At 63.9% G+C, this 12694-nt stretch carries 11 protein-coding genes; 6 read left to right on the top strand and 5 right to left on the bottom strand.

Annotation, left to right across the window (positions count from 1 at the left end):
* Positions 1–3: 3 nt before the first annotated feature.
* Positions 4–333, top strand: a complete 330-nt coding sequence (locus tag VM621_RS13195) for a hypothetical protein (protein WP_325469430.1) — start codon at positions 4–6, stop codon at positions 331–333.
* A 10-nt stretch (positions 334–343) separates the two neighbouring features.
* Here the strand turns inward: VM621_RS13195 and VM621_RS13190 are convergent, their stop codons facing one another.
* The 3 genes from VM621_RS13190 to VM621_RS13180 form a co-directional block, all read right to left on the bottom strand.
* A complete protein-coding gene (locus VM621_RS13190) occupies positions 344–1507 on the bottom strand; it encodes a YncE family protein (RefSeq protein WP_325469429.1) in 1164 nt (387 codons plus the stop codon).
* Between the two features lie 125 nt (positions 1508–1632).
* The gene (locus tag VM621_RS13185; protein WP_325469428.1) at positions 1633–2373 is read right to left on the bottom strand and encodes a hypothetical protein; all 741 of its coding nucleotides are present in this window, start codon (positions 2371–2373) and stop codon (positions 1633–1635) included.
* A 158-nt stretch (positions 2374–2531) separates the two neighbouring features.
* Positions 2532–4709 (bottom strand): alpha-galactosidase D, encoded by a 2178-nt coding sequence (locus tag VM621_RS13180; RefSeq protein ID WP_325469427.1) that lies wholly within the window; start codon positions 4707–4709, stop codon positions 2532–2534.
* A 380-nt stretch (positions 4710–5089) separates the two neighbouring features.
* Here VM621_RS13180 and VM621_RS13175 point away from each other — a divergent pair, with 380 nt between their 5' ends.
* The 4 genes from VM621_RS13175 (at position 5090) to VM621_RS13160 (ending at position 10396) form a co-directional block, all read left to right on the top strand.
* Positions 5090–7006, top strand: coding sequence for a glycoside hydrolase family 76 protein (locus tag VM621_RS13175; protein WP_325469426.1), 1917 nt, complete (start codon positions 5090–5092; stop codon positions 7004–7006).
* Between the two features lie 105 nt (positions 7007–7111).
* On the top strand, positions 7112–7297 hold the full coding sequence (locus VM621_RS13170) for a hypothetical protein (protein WP_325469425.1): 186 nt from the start codon (positions 7112–7114) through the stop codon (positions 7295–7297).
* A 137-nt stretch (positions 7298–7434) separates the two neighbouring features.
* Positions 7435–8385: a bifunctional enoyl-CoA hydratase/phosphate acetyltransferase gene (locus VM621_RS13165; RefSeq protein WP_325469424.1), complete on the top strand. Its 951-nt coding sequence runs from the start codon at positions 7435–7437 to the stop codon at positions 8383–8385.
* A 61-nt stretch (positions 8386–8446) separates the two neighbouring features.
* A complete protein-coding gene (locus VM621_RS13160; protein ID WP_325469423.1) occupies positions 8447–10396 on the top strand; it encodes a cytochrome c/FTR1 family iron permease in 1950 nt (649 codons plus the stop codon).
* Between the two features lie 43 nt (positions 10397–10439).
* Here VM621_RS13160 and VM621_RS13155 read toward each other — a convergent pair whose 3' ends face one another.
* On the bottom strand, positions 10440–10823 hold the full coding sequence (locus tag VM621_RS13155; protein WP_325469422.1) for a VOC family protein: 384 nt from the start codon (positions 10821–10823) through the stop codon (positions 10440–10442).
* Between the two features lie 50 nt (positions 10824–10873).
* Complete coding sequence (locus VM621_RS13150) at positions 10874–11356, bottom strand: GNAT family N-acetyltransferase (RefSeq protein WP_325469421.1); 483 nt, start codon at positions 11354–11356, stop codon at positions 10874–10876.
* Between the two features lie 126 nt (positions 11357–11482).
* On the opposite strand from VM621_RS13150, the gene VM621_RS13145 reads away from it, so the two are divergent.
* The gene (locus tag VM621_RS13145) at positions 11483–12691 is read left to right on the top strand and encodes a glycoside hydrolase family 27 protein (RefSeq protein WP_325469420.1); all 1209 of its coding nucleotides are present in this window, start codon (positions 11483–11485) and stop codon (positions 12689–12691) included.
* Positions 12692–12694 lie beyond the last annotated feature (3 nt).

The raw sequence follows: 12694 nt of genomic DNA, 5'->3' as shown, positions 1-12694 counted from the left end.
CACATGCAAGTCGATGGCTTCGCCGCACACACTTCGTTCGGATTGACCCCCGCCCGGCGCTTCTCCCGCGATCATCGATCGAGCCTGTCGCTGCACGTCGGCTCCGAGGCGGGTCTGGATATCGTGGCGATGGTAACGGTCGAACGGGTCGGGGGCCACATCGAGTGGGAGGCGCTGGTATGGCGCGGAACCGCGGCATGGATGGAGATGCGTGGCACCTGCGCCGACGTGCCGGGCGTGATCGAGGCACAAATTCGGAACAGGCTCGCCGAACGTCCCGCAAGGCCGCGACTGCTTGCTTCGGAGAAGCGTGTCGCAGGTATGATCCGATAGTTTTTTTCAATCAACGCATATTCCCAGTGTGACCAAGCGAATAGCGTCCCGGCAGCGGCCAGACGGTAAGTCCATGTGGCTCCCGGCCAACTGGAATGGATCTGACCGACCCGGTCGCGGTCTCGATGGCGTAGACGACATCATCGAATCGTCCCGATAGCCACAGTATCTTGCCATCGGCACTGACATTTCCCATGTCCGGGCTACCACCGCCCGGAATGGGCCAAGTGGCTACGACCTTCCGGGTAGAGAAATCGATCACCGACACGCTCCCCCTGCCGTGGCGAGGACCATGGATACGATGCGAGCCACGATTGGCGACGTATAGCCTGGTGCCGTCCCGGCTTGGATACAGGCCGTGCGTGCCCGTACCGGTCTTGATAAAGCCGATCGTGGCAAGGCTGACGCCATCTACCAGATAGACACCATCAGCCATCATGTCGGCCACGAAGAACACCTTGCCATCCGGCGACACTCGGATGTCCTGTGGCATACCCTTCCTTTCCAACAACAGATAGCCAACCACCCTCCGATCGACCATGTCGATCTTGGCCAGCATCCCAGCAAACTCGCAGGTGAAAAGCGCGTAGGTACCATCGATCGAGAAATCGGCGTGATTGATACCTTTGCATCCGGCGACGGAGAGGCTCGATGTCAGAGCCATCGTGTGAGCGTCGCGAAAGTCCAATCGCGCGTGGTTCTCGGCCACTACGATCGCCTCCTTGCCGTCCGGCGTGAAGTACATGTTGTACGGATCGTCGACCGCGATGTTCCTGCCTCGCTTTCCCGATTTCGGATCGATCGGCGTCAAGCTTCCGTCGGGCTCTCCTTCGGCATTGTTGGTCACCCACAGTGTCTGCAGATCCCATGCCGGAACAATGTGCTGGGGACTGGGCCCAGCCTTGAATGTGTCGACGACCTTGAAGGAAGCCGGATCGATGACATAGACATCATTGGAGCGCCGGTTCGGCACATAGATCCGGGGCAGTGTGCCCGCTACTGCAGGACTCAGACGATTGACGCCAGCTTCACCGTAGAGATTCGCAGCGTCGATCACCGGCGGCATCCCAGCCACGGTGGCGACAGGCGACGATGCCAACGCGATGCCGGTGACACACAAGCCCGACAATACAGCGCCGAAAGACGCGATGGACGAAGCGAAACGCGGGCTCATCTAAAGAACTCCTTCGTCGCATGCGCTTGTCGTTCCATACCAGATGGGAACGGCCACGCGGCGTGCGCACGACGATTCGACGGAACGCAACCGTCGTGGACCGAGGCAGTCAAAAGTGCTCGTTATCACAAACGCTCGTCACAATACTGGTCCTTGCATGCGCGAAGCTGTTCACTCTGCGAACCTGGTTTGCGGGTACCAGTGCACCATTCGTAGCGTTCGGCGTTCCCCTTAAGACTGTCGCAAAACCCGGGATATTCCGGCGACCTTACATAGGAGACGTCGCCGCGAACGATCTTCGCGACCGGCTTTTGCAGTGCGACCCCTACAAAGTAGCGAGCGTGGTAGAAAGCGGTGGGTTGCTGCTCACTATTGTTCCCTATCAACAAGTCATACTTACTTATCGAATCTGCCGAAGACGAAGATTGTGACGTAGACCCTCGAAAACCCGCCTCATCGGAACGATCATCGCCGTCCGACGGGGAGTATCCATCGGTGCCTTCATCGTCCTTCGCGCCACCGGCCTCGTCGATTAGCTTGGCAAGCGACGGGTACTTCGCCTTCAGGTCCGGAATCGAGGGCGCGAACCCTATTCCGTCCGACAGCACAACGGTCGCTCCAGCGACAGACCCCTCGCGGAAATTGATGGGCGCATAAGCACAAGCGACCAGCGCGTCGAATGCCGTTGCATTTATGTGAATCTCCTTCGGAATGTTGGCAATCCGAAATGCATCCTTCTCCCAATCCACCTTCTTCAGGCACTCGGGCGTCTTGTCTTGAACGTCGGCAACCACGCTGGCATGAGAAGAAATCGAGAAAAGACCACCAAGCACCCACAACAAGAGTCTACTTACCTTGCGTTTCATCACAGCTCCTTGTGAATAAACTACGTGACTGGCTACACGGTAGTCGCATTGTCACCGACTTACGTGGCTGGCGGCATCTGACTATGGAATCCGATGCACACATCCATCTCGATATCGATCAATAGTTTGATCCATCGAATTCCTATTTCGCATACCGATCATGGCCTTTTGCACGCCTGCGTAGAAACGCCAAGCAAGGCGGGCAACACCCGTGGCGTCACCACAATGCGATCCAGGTCGGGTGCGTAGCCGCCCGGGTTGCCCAGTTGGAGGGTGTTCCGACCGGCGTGAAGCGGCACGTCGAGCACCTTCGCCACAGGATCGTCGAAGCTGCTGCCGTCGAGCTTCAGTTCCTGCGTAGCGGCACCATTGACGGCGAGAAAGAGCGAGCGCGGGCCCTTCGTGGCGTAGTCGATCTCGAGCTGGTACACACCGGCGTATGGCGCCGTCACAGCGGAAAACGTGACGCTGTTTGCGCTGCCGCCACCGATGTTCCCCGCCTTGGCCAGGCCGGAGAAATAGTTGCTGAAACCGGCGGTGACCGTGCCGCCAAGCACCGCCGCCTCGGCCTCGTACGTCGTACTGGCGGGCAAGGGCGCGTCGCCGCGACCGCTGATCACAATACGGTCCAGGTCCGGCGGATAGCTGACGGTATTGCCAAAGCGTATGTGGTTGAGGCCTTTCTGCAGGCAAACCGGAACGATGCTGCTCGAGGGCAACTGGAAGCTGCTTCCGCCTGAATTGAAGGTATGCGACGGACCGTCGTTGACCTGATACAGATAAGAGCGCAGGCCGAGCGTGAGCGAGTCGATCTGCATGAGGTAGGTGCCACTGCGCGGCGCGTAGACCCCGTCGATGCTCACCGTATTGTTGGCGCCGAGGCCCAGCCCACCGACCTTGCCACCGTTCGAACAGCCCGGGCACGCATACGGCGCGGCATTGCCACTGAGCACGCCCCGCTCGGCCTCGTAGCTGGTCGACGTGTCGGCTGCGACATGACCCGGCGGCGCCTCGACTAGTAACAACTGGGTGCCATGGGCGGGCAGCACGACCTGGTGGTCGCCGAACGTCGGACCCAGTTCCCGATGGTTCCACAGGTCGCGCACGCGGCGGGCACCGGTCAGGCCGACCACATGCCAGGGCAAGTCGGCGACCGCCGTCGTGGCATTCATGTTGAACAGTGCGACGTAGTATCGGCCCTCTCCAAGATCGGTCACCCATACGTTGATGTCGCCCGCGAGCACCTGCCGCGTGCGCTTGCCGGACTGGTCCACGGCGATCACTTCGTCGTTGCCGGCGAGGCGTTTGCCGGCCTCGTCCAGGCGAGTGAGGTCGCCGCCGAGGTAAAGCGGCGCATTCGCCATCGCCCAGATCGTCATAGCCGAACGTTTCTCGTCGATGCTTAGGCCATCGAGGTCGCCATCGCCGATGTCCAGCGAGTCGAGGTCGTTCCAGCCTGTGGTCGGCCCCGACGTGTCCTGCCAGGACGGCAGGTCGCGAAAGCGTTTCTCGATGCGCGGCCAGTTGGTCAGGGTGGCGCAGCGGCTTTCGCATTCCACGTCATCGTCGATGCGGCGCCCATTGGCGTACGTCGTCCAGACGTCCTGGTAATCCTTGTCGACCGCCCAGGATACCGTCAGCCAGATCGGTCGCCCGCTCCTGGCGATCGCTTTCGACCACGCCACGACATCATCACGGTTGTCGATGCTCAGGTCGTCGCTGTACGAGCCGGGCGTCACGCCGTCGAGCTTGATGAAGTCCACGCCCCACGAAGCGAACAAGGCCACCACCGAGTCGATATATTCCTGCGCACCCGGCTTCGCGAAGTCGATCTTGTAGTGATACGGCGAGGTGCCCGGTCCACCGAACGCGTTGCCGGCACGGAAAGGCACCGCGAGGATGTCGGCGATGTGATACGGCGTGCCGAGGATGGGGGCATTGGCTTGCACGGCGGGCTCTTCGACGCCGGGAATCCAGTAGATGCCCGCCTTCTGGCCGTTGGCGTGGATGTGGTCGACCATCGCCTTGAAGTCGGGAAACGTCTTGGGGTCGGGCGTCGGTCGGCCATTGACGTCGAAGCCTCCCTGCCAGCCCGAGTCGAGATTGATATAGGTGTAGCCATGCGGCTGCAAGCCCGACGCCGCCAGTGCATCCGACTGCCTGACCATGTTGTCCTGGGTAAGGAACGACGCGTCGAGGGTCTGCTGGCTGAAGCTGCTCCAGCCCAGATACGGTTTCTGGCCCACCCCGTTGACCTGGGCCGACGCGGCCGAAGAGAGCGACAGCAATCCGCAGGCGATCGCCGCGCGAATCCGGTATGGATGACGTAAGTACATGGTGCGACTCTCCCTTGCAGACGAAGGAGGCGCCTGCGAAGGGCGCCTGTCGAAAATCCATAAGACGCACGGTCCCCCAAAGCACAGGTTGCCCTGCCCTGTCCCGTAATCACCGGTCGCTCGAATATCCCGTGCGACTCAATTGTAGTATTTAATGACAAGACGTTCGCAAGCTGCGGCGCAGCATCGCAACGAGCGGTATTTGTGTTGACCTGGTTCTCACTATCCGGTGACAAGCTCTGCGACACTCGGCGGATTCGCGCAAGCCGTTTCCTCAATTTAGACGTCTAAATGGCGCCTGCGTAGAAGCCTCCAGGCCGGATCGCGGCCCACGGTCCGGTCGTTGTCTTCGTGGGCATCACAGAGGAGCGCTTCCGATCATGAAGCTTGGCGCACTGCGCATACGCGTTCGTACACTGCTGGCCGTAGCCGGCATGACGGCCCTGTCCGTCACCTTCCCGTCGACCGCCGCGGAACAGGCCCGGGAGGCGGGTCGGCACACGGATGGTCCCACCGCCATGGCCCGGGCCCGGGTCGCCGCGGATGTATTGATGAGTTCCTATGAGCCGGGCAAGGCATGGTTCCCATCCAGTTGGTGGAACTCGGCGGTGGCCCTGCAGACCGCGGGCGACTACATGCAGCGGACCGGCGACCGCCGCTATCTCGCTCAGCTCGACAACACTTTCGAGAAAGACAAGGGCGCGTTTCCCGCCGGGGTACTGTCCGGCGACCCGTTGCTGGGTAACTTCACCAGCCGGGCGATCGACGATTCCGAGTGGTGGGGTCTCACCTGGTTGCAGGCATACGACCTGACCCGCGATCCGAAATACCTGAACATGGCGGTGACCATCGCCAACTACGTCAATGGCTACTGGGACACCGGCACCTGTGGCGGCGGCGTCTGGTGGGATGGCGAGCGCACGTACAAGAACGCCATTACCAATGGTCTGTGGATCCGGCTCACCGCCGAACTGCACAACCGAATTCCTGGCGACACGCTATGGCTGGGCCGGTCGACGACAGCCTGGGCGTGGTTCCAGGGCAGCGGGATGATCAATGCCAACGGCCTGGTCAACGACGGCCTGACCCAGGCGTGCACGAACAACGGGCAGAACGTATGGAGCTACAACCAGGGCCTGGCGATCGGCGCCGGCCTGGAACTGTGGCGCGCAACACGCGATCCCCGGATTCTCACCGCCGTACAGCGTCTGGCCGATGCCGCGATCGGTCCGAACGCGCTGGTGACCGACGGCGTATTGACCGAGTCCTGCGATGCCGCCGAGCAGACGTGCGACGACAACGGCAAGCAGTTCAAGGGCATCTTCATGCGCTACTGGACCGACCTCGTCGACACCACCCACGACCGTCGCTATGCCGCCTTTCTCGACCGCCAAGCCGCAAGCATCTGGGACGACGACCGTGACGCGGCGGGCCGCCTTGGCACCCGCTGGTCCGGGGCGACCGACGAGGCGCATCCCAACGTGTTCGACTGGCGCACGCAGGCAAGCGCGCTGAGTGCGCTCATCGGCCAGGCACCCACGTTCACCCCCTTCGCCTCGCTGGCCGCGACCCTGTCCCCGGCTCAACCGGTCATCATGCCTTCGGCGTCGGGCGTCACCACCATACCGATCGAACTCGGCGCCTCGGCGACGGGGTATCTCCCGCTACTGGCACTCGCGTCGGTGGAGGCTCCGTCCGGCTGGGACGCATCGCCACGCGCGTCGCTGCTGCGTCTGCAGCCGCATGGCAATGCGCTTCCCGTCAGCGACAGTATCGCCCTGACGGTGAGCGTTCCGAGCGCGGCGACCGACGGGCATCACATGGTCACGGCCCATCTGGCGGCGGCCGGTCTGCGCTTCACGACCCAGGCCGATGTCCTCGTTGCGCACACGATCGATTTCGACACCGGCACCGTCGACGAAAACCCGTGGCTGTTCGATGCCGACGGCTCGCAGAGTAACGGCGTGCAGAACCGCTTCGCCGATGGCAATGCGCATTTCACGTATCGGCTTCCCTTCCCTGCCGATACCACCTCGGCACATGTCACCCTGACCATCGACGCCGAGTTCCTGGTGCAGGCGAGCTCCGACAACGAACACTGGACGACGGTGCTGCAGGAGACCCAGCCGGTGACCGACGGTTCGAACAAGGCCGATCGCACGATCGACCTGACACCCTACCTGGGCGCCGGCATCGACGGGGCCAAGCCCGTTTACCTGAAAGTGTCGGATGCGTTCCCCAACGATGGTTGGGGCGGGCGCGTGTATCACGTCACGGCGAATATCGTCCAACAGTGAGCAATTACGGCAAGAGGCGCACCCGGAGCGCCTCCCTATCCCATCATGCGGGGATTCCCATCCACGGTGAGTCATGTGGATTTCCACCACAAGGAGAACGTCGATATGAAGATCGTATTCGTTGGTTTGGTATTGATCGCGGCGGCGGTATCCGCGAATGCCACCGGCATGAGCAACCGCACCGATCCGAACCACGGCCTGAATAACGCACCGGTCTGCCCGGACGGGCAGGTGGCTCAGTTCGTCGGTGTGATCAACGGCAAAGCCACCTGGCGCTGCGTGCCGGCCTGAGCCATGCAGGCCTTTCCGCGTTCGCGGAAAGGCCTGTTTACCGTCTGAAAAGCGAGGTGCCTTGACCTGAGACAAGACGACAGCGTCTCGCCGAGCCTACAAGTGGCGTTCAAGCCACCACGTGGGAACATGACACCGTGATCAGCCCAGCCGATGTCGCGCGTAGCGACGATCATCCGCGCTTCGACTTCCTGCTCAACCGCTGCAAGGGCATGCCGCGGCTGCCCATGGCGATCATTCATCCGTGCGACGCGCTGTCGCTCGAAGGCGCCCTTGCGGCGCGCGCCGCCGGTCTGATCGAGCCCTGGCTCTTCGGACCCGTCCGGCGGATCGCGCTGCTGGCGGAAACGCTCGGATTGGATCTCTCCAGCGTCGTCATCCGCGACGTTCCCGACGCCAGGGCAGCCATCGTGGCGGCGGCAGCCGCCGCCCGGCGAGGCGAGATAGGCGCCTTGATGAAGGGCGATGTGCATACCGACGACTTTCTTCACGGCGTACTCGACCGGGAGCTCGGGTTTCGTCGGGACAGACGGATATCGCACGCGTTTGCCATCGACACCCCTGCTTACTCGCATCCGCTTATCGTCAGCGACGGTGCGATCCATATCCAGCCGGGGCTCGAGGAGAAGCGCGAGATCTGCCAGAACGCGATCGACCTCGCACGTGCCATCGGCATCGAGCAGCGACGCGTCGCTGTGCTCGCGGCCGTGGAAACCGTGCACGCCTCCATGCCGGCGACCGTGCATGCCGCCGCATTGAGCGTCATGGGTCGCCGTGGGCAGATCGTCGGCGCCGAGGTGGACGGACCGCTCGCACTCGACAACGCGATCAGCCCTGCCTCGGTCCAGGCCAAGCACCTCGACCACCGCGTAGGCGGACGCGCCAACATACTCATCGTTCCGGATCTCGAATCCGGGAACATCCTGGTCAAGACCTTGACCCTGATGTCCCGCGGGATCGCCGCAGGCATCGTGCTCGGCGCCTCGCTGCCGATCGCTCTGACCAGCCGCGCGGACACCCGGGCCGCACGCGTCGCCTCGGCGGCGCTCGCTGTCCTCACCGCTGACATGCCGTCGTTGCGCGAGTGAGTGTTCGGGCCAGTCATCCGTTCCTGTATGATAACGATTCTCAATACGACTGGCCCGCACCATGGTCCCCCGCGTTGCCCGGTGGCTTGCCGGATTCACCCTGTTTCTTCTGCTTTCGACGGCATGCCTCGCCGCCGAGCCCTATGCCGCTGGCGCCCAGACCGCCTGGCGACTGCTCGACTACATTGCCGTCGACTACGCGGGCGCGGTCGATCACGGCGCCGTGTCTAGCCCCGCCGAGTACGCCGAACAGCAAGAATTTGCGGCCACCGTCGCGAGCCGTATCGCCGCGTTGCCGGACAAGGCTGAAAAGGCCGCGCTGATCGCCCAGGCGGACGCGCTGCAAAAGGCCATCGCGGCCAAGGCCGAACCGAAGGACGTCGCCGAGGCGTCGCATCGCCTCGCTGCCGCCCTGCTGGCCGCCTACCCGGTTCCGCTTGCGCCGGCGCGTGTTCCGGACGCCGCGCATGGCGCGAAACTCTTTGCCCAGAACTGCGTGGCCTGCCACGGCGCCACCGGCGATGGCGATGGCCCCGCCGCAAAGGCCCTGGCCACGCCACCGATCGCTTTCACCAGCCAGGAACGCGCGCGCGAACGCAGCGTTTTCTCCCTGTATCAGATCGTGACGCAGGGCGTGGACGGCACGCCCATGCCGAGCTTCGCCAGCCTTTCCGACGATGACCGCTGGGCGTTGGCCCTCTATGTCAGCCACTTCGCCGTGCCCGACCAGGTCGCGGCCGCGGGCGAGGCGCGCTGGCAGCGGGACGCGACCCTCCACGCCGCGGTGCCGGACCTCGCCGCGCTCGTCACCACGACGCCTTCGGCGCTTGGCAAGCGGATCGGTCAGCAGCAAGCCGACGAGATCATGGGTTACCTGCGCCGCCATCCGGAGGTCGTCGCGCCAAAGGCATCGGCGTCATCGTTGTCGGTGGTGCGGGAGAAACTCAAACAGAGCCTGGTGGCTTACCGCGCCGGCGACCGGCCGGGCGCGAGCACGTTGGCGCTCTCCGCTTACCTGGATGGCTTCGAACCGATCGAGCCGCTGCTCGGCACGCGCGACAGCACGCTGCTCGCGCATATCGAAGGCTCGATGGGCGAGTACCGGGCGGCGATCGAGCACGGTGCGAGCGCCGACGATGTCGCCAACCGCGAGCAGGTGTTGAACAGCCTGCTCGACGACGCCGAAGCCGCGCTGTCGCCGCATGCCGGCAGCAAGCTTTCCACCTTCATCGGCGCGGCGACCATCCTTCTTCGCGAAGGCCTCGAAGCGTTGCTCATCGTGGTCGCGATGATCGCCTTCCTGCGCAAGGCCGAACGCATGGAAGTGATGCCGTACGTCCATGCCGGCTGGACGGGCGCCCTTGCCGCCGGCTTCCTCACCTGGGTCGCCGCCACGTGGCTTATCGGCATCAGTGGCGCAAGTCGTGAACTGACCGAAGGCTTCGGCTCGGTATTCGCCGCCGTGGTGCTGCTGTCCGTCGGTATCTGGATGCACGGGAAGTCGCAGGCCGGACAATGGCAGCGCTATATCAAGGAACGCATGGCCACGGCGCTGTCGGGTCGTTCGGCGTGGTTCCTCTTCGCGCTGGCATTCGTCGTGGTCTATCGCGAGGTGTTCGAGACGATCCTGTTCTACGCCGCCCTTTGGACGCCAGGCAGCGGCGCGGCCCTCCTGGCGGGTGCCGGCACCGCCTGCGTGGCGCTGGCGATCGTCGCCTGGGCGTTGCTGCGCTATAGCCGCATGCTGCCGATCGGGAAGTTCTTCAACTACAGCTCGTGGCTGATGGCGATCCTCACCGTGGTGCTTGCGGGCAAGGGTATCGCTGCCCTGCAGGAGGCCGGCGTGGTCGGTATCCGGCCGCTTGCCGGTTTGCCGCGCGTCGAACTGATCGGCGTGTTCCCGACGGTCCAGAGCGTCGCCGCCCAGGCCATCATGGTGTTGGCCCTGGTTGCCGGGTTCTGGGTGAATCACCGAAAGGCCCTGAAGGACAGCCGCCGGACGCCGGGTTGAACCCCCGGCCAAGACCTCCCGGCATGGGAGGTTTGTCTCGAGATCACTGCCCTTCGGGCGGTTCCCACAACTCGACCTTGTTGCCTTCCGGGTCCATCACCCAGCCGAACTTGCCGTACTCCGAATCGTCCGCCTTCTCGAGCACGTCGCAGCCTTCATCGCGCAGTGCCTGAAGCAAGGCGTCCAGATCGTCCACACGGTAGTTGATCATGAAGGTCGACTTGCTCGGCGCGAACTGTTCGCTGCCTGCGGCGCCGATCGACCATGCCGTCGTGCCTTTCGTCGGATTGCCCGCGTCGTCCACCCAATCGAACGCCGCGCCCCAGGGTTGCACGTCGATACCGAGGTGCTCCTGGTACCAGGCGATCAGCGCAACGGGATCCCGCGCCTGGAAGAAAATGCCACCGATGCCTGTGACCCGCTTCATGTGAACCTCCACGAATGCCTGCGCTAAAGGACTGGGGTTGGTCTGACGTATCAAGACAACAATTTGCGGTAAACCAGGAAGCCGGAGTTCTCCGCGATCCTGTCGTAGAGATACCTGGCGGTGGTATTGGTTTCGTGCGTCTGCCAGTAGACCCGCGCGGCGCCGAGCCCGGTGGCGCGTGCATAGACATCTTCGATCAGTGCCCGGGCGACGCCCTTGCCCCTGGCCGGCTGCGCCGTGAAGACGTCCTGCAGATAGCAGTTCGGCTTGATCTGCGTGGTGCTCCGATGCAGCAGGAAGTGCGCAAATCCGACCAGTTCGCCGGCTCGTTCGGCGACGATCGCATACATCGGCTCGTAGCCGTCGAAGAAACGTGACCAGGTCCTGTCCGTGATTTCCGCCGGCAAGGCGGTGGCCCCCTCGCGGCCGTAGAACGCGTTGTAACCGTCCCACAACGCGCTCCATGCAGGACGGTCGCCAGCGACCGCGCTACGGATGACCAGCCGTTCGGGCGTGGACTCGGATGCTGGCATGACGACTCCCGTTCGATCGACAAGGCGGACGCCTATCCTAGGCCTGCGCCGAAGCGCGCGCCAGAGACGCGCAGGAACGCAGCGAACCCGGCTACCATCGATCGTTTCGCGCCATGGGCTGACGCCGTGCCATTCCCCGCTTCTCGTCGTGTTCTCGCCGGCGTGCTGCTGACGCTCGCCGTACCTGCCGCCGGCGCTACCGCCAGCGCACCGCCGTCGCCGGCGGCGGTGGCTCCGGTAGCCTCCAATGGCCTGGCTGCCAAGCCGCCGATGGGCTGGAACAGCTGGAATCATTTCGCCGGACGGATCACCGCCGCCGATGTCCGCGACATGGCCGATACGATGGCGGCCAACGGCATGCGAGACGCCGGCTACATCTACGTCAACATCGACGACACCTGGGAAGGCGAGCGGAACGCGGCCGGCGATATCGAACCCAACGACAAGTTCGGCGACATGAAAGCCCTGGCCGACTATGTTCACGCGCGCGGCCTGAAGCTCGGCCTGTACTCCTCACCCGGGGCCAAGACCTGCGCGGGTTTTGCCGGCAGCCATGGCCACGAAGACCAGGACGCGCATCGCTTCGCCGCCTGGGGCGTGGACTACCTCAAGTACGACTATTGCGGCGCCCGCGACCTTTATCCGGTCACCCAGCGGAACCAGGAAATGCTGTTCCGCAAGATGGGCCAGGCCTTGCGCCAAGCGGGCCGGCCGATCGTATACAGCCTCTCGCAATCGGGGGATTTCGACATCTGGCGCTGGGGTCCGCAGACCGGTGCCAACCTGTGGCGCACCACGCCGGACATCGGCGACAACTGGGATTCGATGCTGCAGCGCGGACTCCGGCAACTCGATCTGGGTGCCTGGTCGGGCCCCGGGCATTGGTCCGACCCGGACATGCTGGAGATCGGTAACGGCGGCATGAGCGTGGATGAATACCGCACACAGATGAGCCTGTGGTCGCTCCTGCCGGCACCGCTGCTGGCCGGCAACGACCTGCGCACGATGGATGCCGCGACGCGGGACATCCTGCTCAATCGCGAGGTGATCGCGGTCGACCAGGACCCGGCGGGGCATCCGGCCCGACGTCTCGAGCGTCAGGGCGACGTCGAGGTGCTCGTACGCGATATGGCCGACGGCTCGATCGTCGTCGGCTTCTTCAACCGCGGCGAGCAGGCATCGGTCCGACTGCCGTGGGAGAAGCTAGGGCCCCGCTTCGCCAGGACAGCCGGCGCGCGCGATCTCTGGCGTCACGCGGAGATCGACACGAAACAGCCGTTCCAAACCAGCCTGCCCCGCCACGGCGCGACCCTGCTTCGCGTCTGGGGCGAGTGAGCC

This window comes from Luteibacter sp., from assembly GCF_035539195.1.
In the GTDB taxonomy this organism is placed as follows: Bacteria; Pseudomonadota; Gammaproteobacteria; order Xanthomonadales; family Rhodanobacteraceae; genus Luteibacter.
Note: the sequence above shows the minus strand (reverse complement) of the source record. Positions and strands in the feature narration are given on the sequence as shown.